This is a genomic window from Christiangramia gaetbulicola (genome assembly GCF_003054225.1).
In the GTDB taxonomy this organism is placed as follows: Bacteria; Bacteroidota; Bacteroidia; order Flavobacteriales; family Flavobacteriaceae; genus Christiangramia; species Christiangramia gaetbulicola.
The window spans coordinates 394,268-412,708 of record NZ_QBKQ01000001.1; the positions used below are offsets into that span (position 1 = coordinate 394,268).

At 40.1% G+C, this 18,441-nt stretch carries 13 protein-coding genes; 4 read left to right on the forward strand and 9 right to left on the reverse strand.

The window, feature by feature from the left end:
- Positions 1-241: 241 nt before the first annotated feature.
- The 6 genes from C8P64_RS01750 to C8P64_RS01775 all read right to left on the reverse strand — a co-directional run bounded on the left by C8P64_RS01750 (position 242) and on the right by C8P64_RS01775 (position 8,630).
- Positions 242-1,426 carry an acetyltransferase domain-containing protein gene (locus C8P64_RS01750; protein ID WP_108170334.1) on the reverse strand — a complete coding sequence of 395 codons (1,185 nt, stop codon included), beginning with the start codon at positions 1,424-1,426 and terminating at the stop codon, positions 242-244.
- Between the two features lie 85 nt (positions 1,427-1,511).
- Positions 1,512-2,072: a Pycsar system effector family protein gene (locus C8P64_RS01755; protein WP_108170335.1), complete on the reverse strand. Its 561-nt coding sequence runs from the start codon at positions 2,070-2,072 to the stop codon at positions 1,512-1,514.
- Positions 2,073-2,205: 133 nt separating this feature from the next.
- Complete coding sequence (locus tag C8P64_RS01760) at positions 2,206-2,541, reverse strand: hypothetical protein (protein ID WP_108170336.1); 336 nt, start codon at positions 2,539-2,541, stop codon at positions 2,206-2,208.
- Between the two features lie 237 nt (positions 2,542-2,778).
- Complete coding sequence (locus tag C8P64_RS01765) at positions 2,779-6,045, reverse strand: S41 family peptidase (protein WP_108170337.1); 3,267 nt, start codon at positions 6,043-6,045, stop codon at positions 2,779-2,781.
- Between the two features lie 64 nt (positions 6,046-6,109).
- Positions 6,110-8,131 carry a S9 family peptidase gene (locus tag C8P64_RS01770; RefSeq protein ID WP_108170338.1) on the reverse strand — a complete coding sequence of 674 codons (2,022 nt, stop codon included), beginning with the start codon at positions 8,129-8,131 and terminating at the stop codon, positions 6,110-6,112.
- Positions 8,132-8,198: 67 nt separating this feature from the next.
- A complete protein-coding gene (locus tag C8P64_RS01775) occupies positions 8,199-8,630 on the reverse strand; it encodes a hypothetical protein (protein ID WP_146167164.1) in 432 nt (143 codons plus the stop codon).
- A gap of 161 nt (positions 8,631-8,791) precedes the next feature.
- On the opposite strand from C8P64_RS01775, the gene C8P64_RS01780 reads away from it, so the two are divergent.
- A complete protein-coding gene (locus C8P64_RS01780; RefSeq protein ID WP_108170340.1) occupies positions 8,792-9,337 on the forward strand; it encodes an RNA methyltransferase in 546 nt (181 codons plus the stop codon).
- Here the strand turns inward: C8P64_RS01780 and folK are convergent.
- Positions 9,334-10,470, reverse strand: a complete 1,137-nt coding sequence (gene folK / locus C8P64_RS01785; protein WP_108170341.1) for a 2-amino-4-hydroxy-6-hydroxymethyldihydropteridine diphosphokinase — start codon at positions 10,468-10,470, stop codon at positions 9,334-9,336. The two genes, C8P64_RS01780 and folK, sit on opposite strands and share 4 nt — an antisense overlap.
- A gap of 130 nt (positions 10,471-10,600) precedes the next feature.
- Here folK and C8P64_RS01790 point away from each other — a divergent pair, with 130 nt between their 5' ends.
- Together C8P64_RS01790 and C8P64_RS01795 are read left to right on the forward strand one after the other, a co-directional pair.
- Positions 10,601-11,293 (forward strand): queuosine precursor transporter, encoded by a 693-nt coding sequence (locus tag C8P64_RS01790; RefSeq protein WP_108170342.1) that lies wholly within the window; start codon positions 10,601-10,603, stop codon positions 11,291-11,293.
- Positions 11,294-11,358: 65 nt separating this feature from the next.
- Entirely contained in the window at positions 11,359-14,061 is a 2,703-nt protein-coding gene (locus C8P64_RS01795; protein ID WP_108170343.1) for an AsmA family protein, read from the forward strand.
- Positions 14,062-14,494: 433 nt separating this feature from the next.
- Here the strand turns inward: C8P64_RS01795 and C8P64_RS01800 are convergent, their stop codons facing one another.
- Positions 14,495-15,685: a pyridoxal phosphate-dependent aminotransferase gene (locus C8P64_RS01800; protein WP_108170344.1), complete on the reverse strand. Its 1,191-nt coding sequence runs from the start codon at positions 15,683-15,685 to the stop codon at positions 14,495-14,497.
- A 324-nt stretch (positions 15,686-16,009) separates the two neighbouring features.
- Positions 16,010-16,807: a DUF2797 domain-containing protein gene (locus C8P64_RS01805; protein WP_108170345.1), complete on the reverse strand. Its 798-nt coding sequence runs from the start codon at positions 16,805-16,807 to the stop codon at positions 16,010-16,012.
- Between the two features lie 112 nt (positions 16,808-16,919).
- Here C8P64_RS01805 and C8P64_RS01810 point away from each other — a divergent pair, with 112 nt between their 5' ends.
- Positions 16,920-18,431, forward strand: a complete 1,512-nt coding sequence (locus C8P64_RS01810; RefSeq protein WP_108170346.1) for a GH3 auxin-responsive promoter family protein — start codon at positions 16,920-16,922, stop codon at positions 18,429-18,431.
- Positions 18,432-18,441: the final 10 nt, after the last annotated feature.

Consider the following 18,441-nt stretch of genomic DNA (forward strand, 5'->3'; position numbering starts at 1 on the left):
ACTGTCTTGTTTTTTGATTTTAGAAAATGAATATTTCTAATGAGACAGCCTGGGCATTCCCTTAGAACAATTACCGTTAATTAAGAGCACTGGTCGTTCAAGACCGGACTTAAGCCACAGATAATTAAAACTAAGAATGATCGTATTTCGGGGCGAAAATTAAAAAAGCCTAATCTACTGAATATTAATTATTTAAACTCTAAAAAATCAAATAAAGTGATCTATACTATTTCATTTCATACTATAAATAACTCAGCCACCATTTATTCTTGTTCCGAAGTTTATATTCCATATACTTCTTACAGGGAAAATAAAGCAGGAAAACGATAATGATCCATATGACGTAGACCACTACCAAAGGATAGCCGTAACCTTCAAGATCGTTATTACTAAATATGTTTTCGGTAATGATCATTTTGGTCCAATCTTCTCCAGAAATAAGCAATACCAATAGTGCGGCCAGATGTATCAAAAATATATGGAGCAAATAGTAAAAGAAGGGCACCCTGCCGAAAACAAGGAAAAAAGAGGTAATGTTGTTTTTTATATTTTCGGTGAGGTACAAAAACAACATTGCCGGGCCCAGGGTGATCAATAAAAAGGAAAGCGATGGCGGGTATTTGGTTACCTTCAATATAGAAAGCATCGTAAAAACGGCTGAATCCTGTTTCTCCCAGGGCGAAGGATCTCCATATAGATTAGGAATTCGGAGCAATAGAAATAAGGCAATACTGCCCAGGCCTAAAAACAATAACCACTTTTTTCTTTTACCACTCGGGTACTCCCAGGCATAAAGGCGACCGAAGATATAACCCGCAGCCATTACTCCAACCCATGGAATAATAGGATACATAAACCGGATAAGATGATTTGGCAGCCTTATCTGGGCTCTCTGATGGATAATATACCAGAGGATCGAGCTAAATTCCTTACCCTCAGCGGTAATCCCATCCAGCAGGTTATGCCCGAAGATCATTAAAAGAGCCACGGCCAGAATGGCCTTATTTGGCAGATAAATAAGTAAGGAAAGAAATACCATGCTTATACCAATCGCCCAGATCACCTGTAAATTGATAAACCCATAGGTAGGATCGAACCACCACAAGAGGCTCATGATCGCGATTTCAACGAATATCAGCCACAAACCACGGCTTAATAAAAAATTAAATAGTTCCTTCCGGGTCTTTTTCTGTGCATATAGAAACGCGGAAGTACCTGCCAGGAACACAAAGATAGGAGCACAAAAATGGGTTATAAAACGAGTAAAAAACAACTCTGGCGTAGTCGTTTCCAGGTTGGTGGGATTATTAAAAAAGAAAGCGTTTATATGGAAATAATCTCTCACATGATCCAATGCCATGATCACCATGACCAGCCCTCTAAGGAGATCTATGGACTCAACCCGCTTAATAATTATCTGCTCCATAAACCTCTATTTAAATTTGAATTATTAAGACTAAAAGGTTGAAAATGGGGCTGGAAATTTCACATCTGACGGTAAACCCTCATCATCATAAAAAAGTGGCTACGATATAATAAATTACAATCACCAGCAGTAGCACGAATTGGATAGCTAAAAACTTGAGGGCACGCTGTACATTCTGGAATTTAAGGTTGGCGATCTTGGCATTTATAAAAATTTGCTGCCCTAACTGATCGAACAACTGTTCCTCATCCAGACTTATATTAAAAAAGGTTCGAGAAAATTGCTTGATATCCCCGAACTTGGAGATCACATCCCCGAAGAAAAATATGTTCTTGTCATATTTAGATTCGATACGCGGCATAAAACACCTGATGCTGTAATAAATAGAGACCACGGCACACGAGAACCAGACCGCCAGCAAAATGAAAATGATCGTATCATCATCGAAATGGTCCAGAACCAGGCTAATGTTCTGGTAGACGAAATTCAGCAGGATTCCGTAAAAGGAAAGTATTAAACCGGCCTTGATCTCTGAGGCCTTGATCAAACTGGAAACATAGCTAATGCTGCCCCAGTAATGGTCAATAAGATCATCTGTATGTTTATTCTTTAAATGCGGAAAGGTTTTGTTTTCAGATTCTTCCATAGATGTTTCCGGAGTTAGAGCGTTTTAAAATACTGGAACACAGAAAATTTGAATTTTATAAAAAATAAACCCTGCCGGAAAAATCAGCTTAACGCTTACCGGCTGAAACTACTTATGAGTAATAGGTTCGTTCTTAATAAAGTATATTATCCAGGATCTTATCCAGGGTATTTTCCATCATGCTGAACTTTTTATCAGAAAAGAAGACCTCAAACATTTCTTTTCTTAACTGTGTAAGCTCTTTATGGGAATATTCATGCATCACCAGGTTATCCTGAATTTTCTCCAGACTCTCCTCCTCAGTGTCCCCCTTAAACTCCTCGTACATTTTATCGAAGGTCTTCTTATCTGTTTTAGATTTTATCAATTCAAGCTCCTCCTCGGTCACATTCGAATCGGCATTCGCGCATAACATCAAGATATAGATCTGAAGTTCGGTTTTGGTCCAGTGTTGCTGTTGGTCACTCATAACTATATACTTTTGATTGATTTGAAATGAATTTCCAGTTAAGCATCAACTATCCTCTGCTGAAAAACAGCAGAGAACATCTTTTTACATTTAACTGAAATATCACTTCTAATCTAGTAAATAATTAGCTAACAAACACTTATAGACCTCAGGATATTTTCAATTGATTAAAAAGTCAGCCTCCTTCCCGATGATTATTGAACAGGAATGAGGCTGACTTTAATTTTTGTGAGAGATCTAATTATTGCCTCGAATTGGATAATCTGGTCTTTCCATTTTTTTAGGCGGATTTTCTTTCAGCTGTTTCATCACCACTTCAATGGCCTTTTGCAATTGAGGATCATTTCCCTGTATCACTTCTTTAGGAAGTTGTTCTACCTCGATATCTGGCGGTACTCCCTCATTTTCTACCCTGAAACCTTCTTCAGTATAAAAAGCGACATTTGGTGCGGTGACTATTCCACCGTCTATGAATTCGGGATAACCAAGAACGCCCACAAGACCACCCCAGGTTCTTTTCCCTATGATCGTCCCTAAATTGAATTTTCTGAACATCCAGGGTAAATAATCTCCACCAGAACCAGCGGTCTCATCGATAAGCATCACTTTCGGCCCCTGTATGGAGGCACTCGGAGATTTTAAATCATCGCCATATCTGAAATTCCAGTAGGCCTGTTGAGGCTTTTTCAGCATGTCTATATAATAATCTGCTAACTGGCCGCCTCCGTTAAAACGTTCATCAATAATGACGGCTTTTTTATCGGCTTGTGGATAGAAATACCTTTTGAAATATTCATGGCCGGCATCTGCCGTATTTGGCACATATACATAAGCAACCTGGCCGTTGGTCGCCTCATTCACTTTTTTGATATTGCCCTCGATCCAGTCTCGATTTCTTAGATCCCATTCATTTTCTACAGGGATCACCTTTTCCTTGCGGGAATCCTTCATATCCGGGCTCGAGCTCACGGTAAGGGTTACGATCTTATTGGCGGTATTTTCAAAATATTTGAACAGGTTATCGCTGGCAGTAACTTCTTTACCATCAACGGCCAGTATATAATCTCCTTCTTTAATGTTCACCCCAGGCTCAGTTAAAGGGGAACGCATATTAGGATTCCAGTTTAGCCCACCATAAATTTTACTGATCCTGTAGCGGTTATTTGCTACTTCATAATCTGCACCCAGCAGTCCGCCCTTTATATTTTCTGAAGTTTCAAATTCATCGCCCCTGTGGGAGAAACGATGGTGCCCTACGCCCAATTCACTGAACATCCACTCCATAACCTCGTAGAGGTCGCTTCTAGTGGTTACATGAGGTAAAAACTGACTGTATTTTTCTTTCATTTGCTTCCAGTCTGCTCCATGCATATTGGGATCATAAAAATAATCACGGTTTACTCTCCAGGCTTCATTGAATATATTCTTCCATTCTTCCCGGGGATCTATTTTAATCTGAAAGCTTCCCAGATCCAGCGCTGGTTTCTCTGGTTTTTTTCCTAATTCAGCAATTCCTGTTTTCCCGTTTTTTCTGTAAAGAATCTTTTCAGCATTGGCCGAAATCTCGAATTCTGAAGCAGACATGATAAGCGTATCCTTCTTTTCTTTCAGATCATATTTCCTTAATTCACCAGGGCCATCTTCATGCTGGGAGAACTTTAAATAATACAACTCGCCCTCCTTAGGAGCTTCCAGACTTTGATAAACCCCAGCAGGAACCGGAACATCGACGATCCTGTTTTCCAGGTTCTCAAAATCTATTTTCAAGGGAGGAGTATCGGGCTTCTTATTTTCCTCTTCAGCCTTTTTCTTCTTCTCTTCCTCTTCTTCCTTTTTCTGAATCACTTCAACATCATTTTCTTTAAAAAATGGCGAAACCACATCCTTCTGAAGGGTAACCAGGTAGATAGAACTACTCATCTCCATATCCTGATTGGATTGATCGAACCAGTTTACCACCGGCCCGGCATCTGTTGAAGCCAGCATATAAAGGTATTTTCCGCTGGGATCAAATTCAGGAGACATCACGTTAGAATAACCATCTGAAATCGGGTAAGATTTATTTTCATCCAGGGAATAGACAAAGGCCTGTTCAAAATTGGTCCCAGTAATAATGGTATAAGTGATCCATTTTGAATCATGAGACCAGTCACCGAACAATTCCCGGAAAACCCCTGGTGTATAAAGTACATCTGAGGCGACCTTTTTTACAGAATTCTTATCCAAATTATATACATACAGACTTCTACTATTGTCTACAAAAGCTATTTTCTTACTATCTGGAGACCAGTGCAGATAAGCATAAAAACCTGCTCCATCCAGCTCTACCTTTTTTAGCGGGGAATTTTCATTCTGATCGTATAGGTGCAAGGCGTACTCTCCAGATTCATCTGAAAAATAAGCTATGGTTTTGCCGTCGGGTGACCAGGAAGGATCCTGCTCATGAACCCCTGGAGTGGAGGTAATATTTTTAGGATCGCCTTTTTCTGCAGGAAAGGTAACAATGTCACCTCTGCAGTCCATAACTACTCTTACCGCAGTTGGCGATACTCCTACGCCCCTAACGTATTCATCTCCCTGCACATAACGCGGTCTTAATTCCAGCAGGTCTGTGGCAATACCCACTTTTATTTTACTGGTATTACCGGTATTTGGATCTAAAGTATGCAGGTAACCCGCCTGTTCAAAAATGATCTGATCCTTATTCGCATAAAGGTCCATCACCGGAAAATCTTCAAAATTTGTATGTTTGGTAACCTCTTTCATTCCGGGTTCATAACTATAGATATTAAATTCCCCATCCCGGTCACTTCTGAAAAACACTTTATTATTTAACCATTGTGGATTGGAATCGTTACTTCCACCTGCCGGTTTTGGAATTTCTGAAACTTCGTATGTTTTTGTATCATAGATCCAGATCCAGGTAGCGGTTCCTCCACGGTAGTTCTTCCACTGTTCAAAACGGTCACTTATGGGAGTATACGCTATAAAACTGCCATCAGAATTATAAGCGGCCCAATTAGCATTCGGGATCTCTAAAGGTTCCACATTTCCCTGCTCTATATCTACCTTGAAAAGGCTGGCGTAGCGGTTTGTGAACACTTTACGCTGAGAAAGAAATAATACATTTTTACCATCTGGAGTAAAATCCCGAACGATATCTGCATAAGGATGCCAGGTGAGTCTTTTTGGTATACCACCTTCTGTAGGCACTATAAACACATCGGTATTTCCGTCATATTCCGCACTAAATGCGATGCTTTTTCCATCTGGTGAGAATACGGGGTTTCGCTCTACTCCTTCATCTACGGTGAGTCTTTTAGGATTTGACCCATCTTTATTGGCTACCCATAGGTCTTCAGCGTATATAAAAGCAATTTTCGAATCGCTTATGGCCGGTTGAGATAAAAGACGTGTGTCTTCCTTATTGATTCCCCCGTTCTGGGCGCTACAAATTATTCCAAAAAAAATGCTTAATAATCCGGAGAGTGTTATTTGTTTCATTGCACTAATTACTTTTTTAATGATTCTAGCTGTGAATTGGTATACTTCGGCTTACCTGGCAAACCTAATCCCTGTACTTTTCAAACCAGGCCAGCACGCTTGCGATCTTGGCGATAAGATTACTTGGCTTATTGGCAATTCCATGGGAAGCTCCCGGTATTCTCACCATAGCCGTTTCAACTCCTTCCAGTTTCAAGGCAGTATAGAATTGTTCAGATTCAACAATGGGCGTTCTGTAATCTTCCTCTCCCGTTAACAACATGGTTGGAGTGGAAACATTGCCAACATAAGAAATTGGCGATCTCTTTAAATACGGCTCCGGATCTTCCCAGGGCTTATTTGGAAACCAGTATTTACTGAAAAATCCCGGTCCGTCTGCATACAAAACAAAACTGTACCAGTTGATCACTGGCTTCGCTACCACCGCTGCACCAAAACGATCTGTCTTTCCTACAATCCAGGCTGTAAGCACTCCGCCACCACTACCGCCGGTCACGAACAAATTATCTTCATCTATAAATCCTTTGGCAATGGCCGCATCCACTCCAGACATCAGATCTTCATAATCATGGTTGGGATAATCGTGGTGAATAAGGTTTCCGAATTCCTTTCCATACCCACTGCTCCCTCTAGGGTTTGAATATAATACCACATATCCCGCAGCAGCATAAGCCTGGATTTCTGCGGAATATACACTACCATAACTGGCAAAAGGCCCACCGTGAATTTCCAGGATGAATGGATATTTTTTTGAAGGATCAAAGTCTGGCGGAGTCACCAGCCATCCTTGAATCTCTCGCTCATCAAAAGATGATTTCCAGGTCATTTCTTCCACGTTACCAAGCTTTCGGAAAGCGAAAAGGTCTTCATTCAGATTGGTTAGCCTTTTCATTTTCTTTCCATCAAGTATGGCCAAATCAGCCGGATTTTGAGTGGTACCATAGGTAAAAGCCAGGTCACCGTTATCTGAAACAGAAAAGGCAGCCGCATTATAAGGCCGGCCCAGAGAAAGTCCGCCCAGGTCACTTGTGATCTCCCTGGTATTCCCTTTTAGATCTGCATATCCTATTTTCGTTTTACCGTGGTCGTTATATTGAAAATAAAGGCCCTTACCTTTACCATCCCATTTTAAATTCTCAATATCCCGGTCAAAATCACCGGTTATTAATTTAGATTCAGAACCGTTAGCATCCTTTATATAAATATCACTGATCTGGTATCCCAGATATTCATCCACGAATCCTAAATAGGCAATGGTATTATCATTTGGAGAAACTACCGGGTTTAAGGCCGGCCCCTGCTGACTCGTAACTGCATTAACTTTACCGCTAACTATTTCAAGCTCGTAGATCTCAGAATTCATAGGATCCAGGTCTGCATCCTCATGCAGGTTGGCCGAGAAGTATAATTTTCGATCGTCTGCAGACCAGACCGGCGTCCCATGATCGAATTCTGAATTTGTTAATTGTCTCGGAGTACCGCCATTAGTAGAAATGATAAAAATCTGGTCGTTACCATCTTTTACATAGCCTTCACCATCTCCGCGATAATTCAGCTTATCAATGTATTTTGGAGCGTCGTTCCATTTTGCACCTTCAGGTTTGGCTGGCAGTTTTACTATAGATTCAGATTTAGTGGGTACGAACATGGTAAATGCAAGCTGCTTCCCATCATTAGACCAACTAGCCTCGCCCGGACTTTGAGTGGAATTTGTTAATGGAAAATATTCTTTCGAGTCCACCCACATAAGGAAAAGCTTCATTTTATCATCCTGCATATTCGACTTAAAAACCAGTCGCTTTCCGTCACTGGACCAGCGAGGACTCATATCATTTTGATTACCGGTAGTAAGAGGACGATTCTGGGAACCGTCTGAATTTATGATCCACAAATTAGAAAGATTCTTATCTGTCATCACATCTTTGAAATTCCGCACGTAAACGATCTTTTCACCATTTGGTGATATCTGCGGATCTGAGACAAATTCATAATTGAAAATATCAAGTAGTTCTAATTCAGATTTTTCCTGGGAAATAAGCGGTAAGCATGAGATAAGGAACAGGGTGATAATAAGTAGTTTTTTCATAGAGTATTTATAAATAAAAAGATGGGACATAAAATCCCATCTAAGTTATCATTTTTTAATTTATCGCTTATTCTTTCCTGGCCAGCGTATTGTCCCAGGTGTCTACATAAGACATGAATTCCTCAAGCTTGGCCATGGCCTTATCCTGCCCTCCAGCAATCTTGCCCATGGACTTCATCCATTTAACATCATCTGGGGTAGTTTTCCAGTTCAATGTTTCTATGCCGTCTTTCATCTCCCAGATCACCATCATATCATAATCACCATAGGCTAAATGATATGCGGTTGGCGCGTCTATGCCGGCATCCTGGTCTGCTTTCGCAAAATAGTTCGCGATAATACCCATTGCAGGTTCCTTTTTCATAGGCTTGAACTTGATATAGGCAATATTTACCCATTCCGGATTTTCATATTTTTCAGCTTTCATTTCCTGGGCAAAGCCGAAGCTGCTAACAAGTAAAAAAATAAGGATTGCGATAGTTGTTTTGTAAATTTTCATGATCATTTAGTTTTAGTTAGAAAATAAAACCATCACAAAAACAGGAAGTTCAGAAGGATTAGGGGGATTAAGATGCTATTAAATTTAATAAAATTAAATAACTCTGATTAACAGGAAGTTGAAAAATTAAATATCAAGCTTCAAATTTCTATTTTTGCGGCATGGAAAAGAGAAAACTTCGCAACAGCGAACTGGACAGAAAGAGCATCAACGAATTTAAGGAAGCTGAAAAGACACCTATTATCGTTATCCTGGATAATGTTAGAAGTTTGAACAATATAGGTTCTGTTTTTCGCACCGCCGATGCTTTCCTTATCCAGAAGGTCTATCTCTGCGGAATTACCGCCCAACCACCACATAAAGACATTCAGAAAACGGCCCTGGGAGCTACTGAAACAGTTAGCTGGGAATATGTAGAAGACAGCCTGGAGTTAGTTCAAAAGTTGAAGAATGAAGGCATCAAAGTTTATTCTATAGAACAGGCAGAAGGCGCAACCATGCTAAATGATTTCCAGCCGGAAAGCGGGAAAACGATCGCCGTGGTCTTTGGGAATGAGGTTAAAGGAGTACAGCAAAAAGTAGTCTCGGCCAGTGACGGAGTTATCGAGATACCTCAACTAGGAAGCAAACATTCCCTGAATATTTCGGTAAGTACCGGAGTAGTTCTTTGGGACCTGTTTTCTAAATTACAGTTGGAAAAGGCTTAATGAACCGCTTTATCGATTTCAGAAAGTAACCACAAATAATCTTTCCTGTTCGAGACAAAATCGAGCCCGGAAATATCTATCACCTGCACTTTCATATTGCTTTGAGACTTGATGAAGTTCAGGTAACTTTTATTGATATCTACCAGGTAATCTGGCTGAATGTTCTGCTCATAATCACGGCCGCGTTTTTTGATGTTCTCAAGTAAACGCTCGGTATTCTGGTATAGATAAATATAAAGTTCAGGTTTTACCAGCTCCTTATACATCAAGTGAAAAAGCTTATGATAAAGGGAATATTCATCCTCGTGCAGCGTGATCTTGGCAAAAATGAGGGATTTAAACACGTCGTAATCTGAGATCACAAAATCCTTAAATAGATCATACTGCGCCAGGTCATCTGAAAGCTGCTGATAGCGATCTGCCAGGAATGACATTTCTAACGGAAAGGCATAACGCTCCTTATTCTCATAGAACTTAGGAAGGAAAGGATTATCCTTAAATCGCTCCAAAATGAGTTTCGCATTGAAATCTTCAGAAACCATAGTAGAAAAACTCGTTTTTCCCGCACCGATATTTCCTTCTACCGCGATATAGTTACAGCCGGGAAAATTATAATTTAAGGCTGGCTTCTTTAATTCTGCTGAAGAAACTAAAACCTCAGACTCATCTGAAGTTTCCTTTAGTAACTGGCTTATCTTTTTACCGGAAACAGGATGTTTCTCAGAAGCTGCAATATCTGCTAATGGATTCAAAACGAACTTACGGTTAGGAATTCCCGGATGCGGGATCTTTAAAGATTCGGTTTCTATGATCTCATCCTCGAATAAAAGAATATCCAGGTCTATGGTCCTGTCTTGATAATTGCCAGAATCATTGCGCTCCCTACCCAGCTCGTTTTCTATTAATAATAGCTCTGTAAGAACCTCCTGAGCTTCCAGTCTTGTAGACACCGAAATACAGGCATTCAAAAATGAATTCCCGGTAAAACCCCAGGCCGGAGTTTCATAAATTTTAGAAACATCGATGACCCAACCAATGTTTTCATGGATCATTTGCAGGGCTTTTTGCATAAAACCAGGACGGTCACCAAGGTTACTTCCCAGTGCTAATTTTACTGTTTTAGGGGATTTCAAAGCGAATTAATAAAATTTTAATAGGTAGCGCCAAATAATTTCACAGCAAATTAAGCAAAACAAAAGCACATACTCTTAACTTTGGAGAAAGACTTAATAAAAAAATTTGGCCAAACTCTACCTGAAAAATATGCTCAAGGCTCAGCAAATTTATATGATCCTGAGTGCCTTGTTTATCGCCTCCCTGGTTGTATCGAATCTCATTTTTCAAAAGTTCTTTTACTGGGATTTTTTCGGACTCTATACTTTTGAAATTTCTGTTGGGATATTGCCTTACCCGGTGACATTTTTAATAACCGACATCATCAGTGAAGTTTATGGTAAAAAGAAGGCGAATCTCGTAGTGACCACCGGTATCTTCGCCTCCTTCTTTTCGCTATTGATCGTTTACGCTTCAGATGCCGTGCCGGCGACTAGCTGGTCTCCCATAAACAACCAATTATTCGGGAAGGTCTTCGGAGCTACAGCTATTGCGGTCTTTGCCTCGATGGTAGCTTATCTACTGGCACAATATATAGATATACAGATATTTCATTTCTGGAAAAGACTAACCAAGGGAAAGCACTTATGGCTGAGAAACAACTTCTCTACTTTTTTATCCCAATTCGTAGATACGTTTTCGGTCCTGTTTTTGCTTTGTAGCTTCGGGAAGATAGACTGGGAACTATTTGGAGGGTTGCTGCTTAGTGGATTCCTATTCAAGGTTTTGATCGCTGCTTTAGATACCCCATTCCTTTATGCCGCGGTCTATGGCCTAAGAAGTATGTTTAATTTGAAACCTGCTGAGGAACTAAGGTTCGAAGAAATTAGAAGTGAAGCTTAAAAATCCTATATTAACAGGATAAGCCTAGCAAAAACTAATCAACAAATAAAAAATTTCATTATCACATGAAAAAAGCTTTAAAAATACTGGGTATTGTTATACTGACTGTCATTATTTTATTGATAGTCGCACCATTTGTGTTTGAAACCCAGCTTAAAGAAGTGGTAAAGAAAACCATGAATAAGAACCTGAATGCGCAGGTAGATTTTGAGGATATAGACCTTAGTATGTTCAGGAGTTTTCCACAGGCGACCCTGGTTATAGAAAACCTCAGCATTATAAACAATGAACCATTTAAGGGGGATACGCTGGCTTTGACAGAAGAAGTTACTCTGGAAATGTCCATTAAAGAACTTTTCAAGAGCAGCGACGAACAAAAGGTCATCGACCGTCTTAGCCTGAACAATGCCTACATAAACATCAAGGTAGATTCTCTTGGAAAGGCAAATTATGATATAGCCTTAGAAGACACTACCACCTCTGGCTCAGATGGCCAGCCTTTTAAACTTGATCTTAAACATTACGAGATCAATAATTCAAGGGTGAAATATGATGATAAGAGCACTAAGGTATTCCTGGATGTAGAAGATCTGAACCATGAAGGGAATGGGGATTTCTCCCTGGATCAATCTGAACTGAAAACATATTCTGAAGCTTTGGTTTCTCTCAATTATGATGGGGTAAATTATCTGAATCAAAATTTGATCAGCCTGGACGCGGTTTTCCAGATTGACCTTGAAAAAATGAGATATACCTTCCTGGAAAATGAAGCCAGGGTAAACCAGTTACCGCTAACCTTTGACGGATACGTGCAGGTGAATGAAGAAAATACCGAGATGGACCTCAGCTTTAAAACTCCGTCTTCAGACTTTAAAAATTTCCTCGCGGTTATTCCGGAAATCTATGCTAAAAACATTGAAAATGTAGACACCAAAGGAGATTTCGTAGTGAACGGTAGGATCTTTGGAAAAGCAGATGATCTTTATATTCCGAAGATGGATATAAAAATCACCTCTAACAATGCTTCATTCAAATATCCAGACCTTCCAAAAAGTGTCCAGGATATTAATCTGGATATGGTGGTTCTAAACGATACCGGTCTTGCTGAAGAAACTTATATCAACATTAATAATGCAACCTTTAGAATAGACCAGGATAGTTTTACTGCAAATGGGAATATTAGCAATATCACCGAAAATATGCTGGTAGATCTTGCGCTTAAAGGCACTATAAATCTTGCTAATTTAAGCGAGGCTTATCCACTGGAAATGGAACAGGATCTTAACGGAATACTTACTGCCGATGTTAAGACGAGTTTCGATATGAATTCCATTGAAAAAGAACAATATCAAAATGTAAAAAGCAGCGGAACGGCTTCTATTAAGAATTTCAGCTATTTATCTCCTGAAATTCCTAACGAAGTAAAGATCGCTACTGCCAATATGAGCTTTAACCAGGGGAATGTAAGTATCCCTAATCTGAAGCTTACTACGGGACAGACAGACCTTACGGCCGCAGGTTCTCTGCAAAATCTTATCGGGTTCCTTTTTACAGATCAAGCCCTGAAAGGTAATTTCCAGGTTCAGTCCAACAAATTTTCTGTCAACGATTTTATGGTTGCTGAAACTGAAGAGATTACAACTACAGATGATAATGGTAAAGAAAAGACCGTAGCGAAAACTACGGGTAAGGAAGCCATAAAGATCCCATCATTCCTGGATATGGAATTGAAATTTAATGCGAATACCGTTATCTACGATAACCTGGAACTGAAGAATGCTACAGGAGTTCTGGTAATTAGAGATGAAACTGCCAGGCTGCAGGATATTTCCACTAATATTTTTAATGGAAGTATAGGAGCAAACGGGATGGTATCTACCAAAAACCCTACTCCGGTGTTCGAAATGGACCTTAACCTGAATTCGCTGGATATAGCTTCTTCTTTTAACGGACTGGAATTAATGCAAAACTTGGCTCCATTAGCAAGTGCGCTGGAAGGAAAGATACAGTCTACCGTAAACCTTAAAGGAAATTTGAATGAAGATTTCACTCCGCAACTAGCAACGATTGCAGGTAATGCATTGGCAGAGATCCTAACAGCTGAAATAAATCCTGAAAAAGCAGCGCTTTTAGCTAAACTGGATTCTGAACTGAATTTTATAAATTTTGAAGATATCGATCTTAGCAAATTAAAAACCAAGCTTACTTTTAGTGATGGGATGGTGCAAATTGCTCCTTTCGATTTCAATATCAAGGATATAAAATTCCAGGTTTCCGGAAGTCATGGTTTCGATATGACCATGGATTACGATCTTAAACTCGATGTTCCAGCGAAATACCTGGGTTCTGAAGTTGGCGGAGCACTAGGTAAATTAAGCGGAGAAAGCATTGCCAATATGAGCGTGCAACTCCCAATATGGATTACCGGGAACTTCAACAGCCCTCATGTTAAACTGAATATGCAGCAGGCGGTAAATAATCTTACCCAGAAGGTCGTTGCCAAGCAAAGCAAAGATCTTGAAGATAAAGCTGTAGATGCTATCAATGATATTCTGCAGGGAAAAAGAGATCCAAAGAAACCTTTCAGTAAGAATGATTCTACAGCCGTAAACACGCAAAAGAAAGATTCTACTTCCGCCCAGACCCCAACGAAAAGAGATTCTATTAATAAGTCTCAGCAAAAGCAAGTGGAAGATGCGGCAAAGAATATTCTTGGAGGTATTTTAAAAAGCACAAAAAAGAAAACCGATACAACGAAGCAGAATTAAAGCTGCTGCACAGACCTTATTTCGGAACATATCGATATGTAAAACTTCAAGTTTTTCACTATTGAATGCACTTCGACAGGCTCAGTGCGACAACGAAACCTGAATTAAGGCCAGTTCCATGATATCAAAAAATGACAACATTCGTCACTCAGTCCCGATGCTTCGGGCATTCCAATTTGTCAACAGATGCTGAAAGAAGTTTAGCATGAAGGGAAAGTGTGTCATCTCGAACATAGGGAAAGATCTCCTTAGGGGGCAAATGGTTCTATAGATTTCTCCTTCGCTTTGCTACGTCGAAATGAAATAAAGACTTAAATTATTTCGAACTAATAAAAATTGATTCTATACCGTCACCCAGTCCCAATGCTTTGGGAGTTTCAGGGTCTAAACAAATGCTGAAGTGAATTCAGCATGACGTAAATATCTTTGGATGTCAAATCAGGATCTCATCGAGAGCTTCCGTAAATAATTGCATTTCCTCCATTGTGCCCATGCTCACCCTGCACCAGTCCTTACCCCAGAACTGGAAAGCACGTACAGCCATATTCCTGTCATAAACCTGCTGAAGGAATTCGTCCCCGGCTATTTCTAAAGGAAAAATGATAAAATTAGTTTGGGATGGCATATAACTAATCCCTCTTTTACTAAGGTAATTCTTAAAATAGGTTCTTGTCTCAAAAAACTTCTCTCTGCAATCTGAAAGGAATTCCTCATTATCCAGGTTCGCCGTAGCGGCAGCTATACTTGGCCCTGTGATTCCCATTCCGGAACCTATAATATCATTTACCTGGTTCAGGGTTTCTTTCTGACCTAACAAGTATCCTATTCTAAGTCCCGCCATACCATGGATCTTCGAAAAAGTTCTGGAGACCAGGATATTTTTTCCTTCGGCAACAAGTGGCGCCATTGAATCTGCCATTCCATTTTCACTTAGTTCCATATATGCTTCATCGATAAAAACCGGCGTCTTTTTAGAAACACGATTACAGAAAATCCGCAATTTATCGGCATTGGTAATGGTCGCAGTTGGATTGTTAGGATTGGTGATATATATAAGTCTGGTTGACTCATCAATAGCTTTTTCCATCGCATCCAGGTCATGTTCGTAAGTGGAGGTTAGTTTTATACTTTTCCAGTTCCCCCCGGCTGCTTTCGCAACAGAAATAAGCGCCATGTAACTTGGGTCTGCGCTCACCACATTACCGCCATTCTGAAAAAGAACCACAGCAGTTTTTTCCAATAGGTCTGAAGATCCCGGCCCCAGCAAAACCTGGTCTTTTGAAACTCCTTCTTTCCTGGCGATCTTTTCTGTTAACTGGTCCAGGCTGTTCGAAGGATAGTGGTTTCCCTTCCAGACACTTTCGGTAAACGCCTGAGCAGCTTCTTTTGAAGGTCCGTATGGATTCTCATTCCACATCAGCCTCGCTTTCAGGTTGTCCAGGTCTGGAAACTTGGGAGGTGTGAATTCATTAAACCCAGACGTATTGAATAGAAATCTACTTTTCGAACTAATGGCCTCGTTCACGCGGTTAGCCCAGAGAATTTGAGGGGTAACGGCAAGAGCGCCTACAGAAAGCAGGCCTTTTTTGATCCATTCGCGGCGGGGAAGAGCATTTGATTTCATCTGTCTATTTTTAAAGCGAGCTATAAAAATAAGCAGAACAAAGACTGAAACCTAAATTAAAAAACTGAAAATGAGATAATTGAACATAAACTACCAGTTTAACTGCGCAACCTTGTTCAGAAACTTAGGTAATTTCAGGGTCTAAAACAGATGCTGAAACGAGTTCAGCATGACGGAAAAGTGTATGTCATCTCGACCAAAGGGAGAGATCTCTTTGAAGTTCGAATCGTTTTATAGATTTCTCCTTCGCTTTTTTGACAAGTTTAAAAGGCACTTCGACAGGCTCAGTGCAACAACTTTTCTAAAAGAAGAATCCCTTAAAATTTAAACCAGAACTTTCAGTTCCACGACCAAACCTTCATTCCCGCGGACGTTAAAAACCGTTCCATCTTCAAAGATCAGGTACTGTCCCTTAATGCCTTTCAGAACTCCTTCGTAAAAAGGATTCTTGACAAGATTCAAAGACTTTACCTTTTCAGGAAACTGGTGTACCGGAAATTTGATCTCGGTTTCCTTGTTATTTGCGATATAGTATTCTTTCGCTTCTTCAGGAATAAATTCTTTTAGTTTTTCTCTTTCTTCAGCAAGATCAAGGTCCACAATATCGTTGGTGAGCATCTTTCTCCAGTTGGTCTTATCTGAAACATGATCCTTTAAGGCAACCTCGGTGATCCCGGCCAGGTATCGATTAGGCACCTCTACGATCTCGATCGCTTCATGTGCTCCCTGGTCTATCCATCTTGTGGGAATCTGACTTTTCCTGGTCACTCCAACTTTCACATCGCTAGAGTTTGCCAGGTATACTACGTGAGGTTGCAGTTGAGCACGTTTTTCATAATCAAGATCACGATCTTCTTCATCTAAATGAGCCTTACTAAGTTCCGGATTGATGACCCAATCACCGGCTTGCGGAATGGAAGTAAAACAGTCAAAACAAAAACCCTGTCTATATATCTTCTTTTCCAGACCACAATTAAGACATTGATATCTTAGGAAATTCAGGCTGATCTTTTTATCAAGCAACTGGTTAAAGTTGATAAAATCATTTTCCCAAACCAGGTAATATTGAACCACATCGGTAATTTCGGTCCTCATTTTTGTTAGAACTCCCTCGTATCTCATTTAAATTTTTATTTTAAGACTGAATGATTTTTTGCAGGCTTCAAAGTTTCGTTTATTTTTAACCAAATAACCGAACGCCCTTTAATAATAAGCGTTAAAGATAAGAAGAATAATGCCAATTCCATTAGTCAACTCCATTGCTTCATGGTTCCTCAAAAAGAGGATCCACCAGATGGAATTGTTCATAAAATACCCTAACGAGGTTCAGAATGAATTGCTTAGAAATCTTATTTCCAAGGCGAGGAATACGGAATTTGGCAAAAAGTATCATTTCAATGAGATAGATACTTATGAAAAGTTCAGAGAACGTGTTCCTATCCAGAATTATGAAGGTTATGAAGCGGTCATAGAACGAAGCCGACTTGGCGAATCTAATATCCTCTGGCCAACACCTATAAAATGGTTCGCCAAATCCAGCGGAACCACCAATGCGAAAAGTAAATTTATTCCGGTAAGTCAGGAATCCCTGGAAGATTGCCATTATGCGGCGGGGAAAGACCTGCTATGCATTTACCTGAATAACAATCCGCAATCACAATTATTTACCGGCAAGAGCCTGAGGCTTGGCGGAAGCAAGGAATTATACCAGGAAAATGGAACTTCTTATGGAGATCTTTCTGCTATCCTGATAGATAATATGCCTTTCTGGGCTGAATTCAGCAGTACACCTAGCAACGAAGTTTCCCTGATGCACGACTGGGAGTATAAAATGCAGGCTATTGTAAACGAAACCATCAAGGAAAAAGTTTCCAGCCTGGCCGGAGTGCCCAGCTGGATGCTGGTCTTACTGAACAATGTCCTAGAAACAACGGGTAATCAAAATCTCTTTGAAGTGTGGCCACAACTGGAGGTCTATTTCCATGGAGGAGTTAGCTTTGAACCCTATGCCTCGCAATACCAGAAGATCCTTCCTAAGGAAGATTTCAGGTTTTACGAGATCTATAACGCTTCTGAAGGGTTCTTTGCCTGCCAGGACCATAACGACACCAAAGATTTACTTTTAATGCTGGACTACGGGATATTCTACGAATTCATCCCGATGGAAGATTACGGAACTACAGAAGAAAAGGCTATTCCTCTTTCTGAAGTGGAGATCGGTAAGAATTACGCAGTGGTTATTACCACTAACGCCGGACTCTGGAGATATAAAATTGGGGATACGGTAAGATTTACAGATATAGACCCATACAGGATTAAAGTTTCCGGAAGAACCAAACATCATATCAATGTATTTGGTGAAGAACTCATCATTGAAAATGCCGAAACAGCCCTTAAAAAAGTTTGCCTGGTGACCAATTGTGAGATCATCGATTATACCGTGGCTCCTATTTTTATGGAAGGCAAGGAAAAAGGCGCGCACGAATGGATCATTGAATTCAAGACACCTCCGAGGGATTTCGATAATTTTCAGAAGCAACTGGATCTCGCCCTGCAAGAAGTGAACAGCGATTATGAGGCTAAGCGTTATAACAATATGACCCTTAATATGCCGAAGATCCACCAGGCCAGGAAAGATCTTTTTTATGACTGGCTGAAGAAGAACAATAAAGTTGGAGGGCAACATAAGGTCCCAAGACTTTCTAATTCCCGAACCTATATCGAGGAATTACTGGAATTGTCATAACCACAATTTT

Excerpts from the sequence above, each read along its gene's own strand:
- C8P64_RS01750 (WP_108170334.1), bottom strand. The coding sequence starts at position 1,426 with ATGGAGCAGATAATTATTAAGCGGGTTGAGTCCATAGATCTCCTTAGA.
- C8P64_RS01755 (WP_108170335.1), bottom strand. The coding sequence starts at position 2,072 with ATGGAAGAATCTGAAAACAAAACCTTTCCGCATTTAAAGAATAAACAT.
- C8P64_RS01760 (WP_108170336.1), bottom strand. The coding sequence starts at position 2,541 with ATGAGTGACCAACAGCAACACTGGACCAAAACCGAACTTCAGATCTAT.
- C8P64_RS01765 (WP_108170337.1), bottom strand. The coding sequence starts at position 6,045 with ATGAAACAAATAACACTCTCCGGATTATTAAGCATTTTTTTTGGAATA.
- C8P64_RS01770 (WP_108170338.1), bottom strand. The coding sequence starts at position 8,131 with ATGAAAAAACTACTTATTATCACCCTGTTCCTTATCTCATGCTTACCG.
- C8P64_RS01775 (WP_146167164.1), bottom strand. The coding sequence starts at position 8,630 with ATGAAAATTTACAAAACAACTATCGCAATCCTTATTTTTTTACTTGTT.
- C8P64_RS01780 (WP_108170340.1), top strand. The coding sequence starts at position 8,792 with ATGGAAAAGAGAAAACTTCGCAACAGCGAACTGGACAGAAAGAGCATC.
- C8P64_RS01790 (WP_108170342.1), top strand. The coding sequence starts at position 10,601 with ATGCTCAAGGCTCAGCAAATTTATATGATCCTGAGTGCCTTGTTTATC.
- C8P64_RS01795 (WP_108170343.1), top strand. The coding sequence starts at position 11,359 with ATGAAAAAAGCTTTAAAAATACTGGGTATTGTTATACTGACTGTCATT.
- C8P64_RS01800 (WP_108170344.1), bottom strand. The coding sequence starts at position 15,685 with ATGAAATCAAATGCTCTTCCCCGCCGCGAATGGATCAAAAAAGGCCTG.
- C8P64_RS01805 (WP_108170345.1), bottom strand. The coding sequence starts at position 16,807 with ATGAGATACGAGGGAGTTCTAACAAAAATGAGGACCGAAATTACCGAT.
- C8P64_RS01810 (WP_108170346.1), top strand. The coding sequence starts at position 16,920 with ATGCCAATTCCATTAGTCAACTCCATTGCTTCATGGTTCCTCAAAAAG.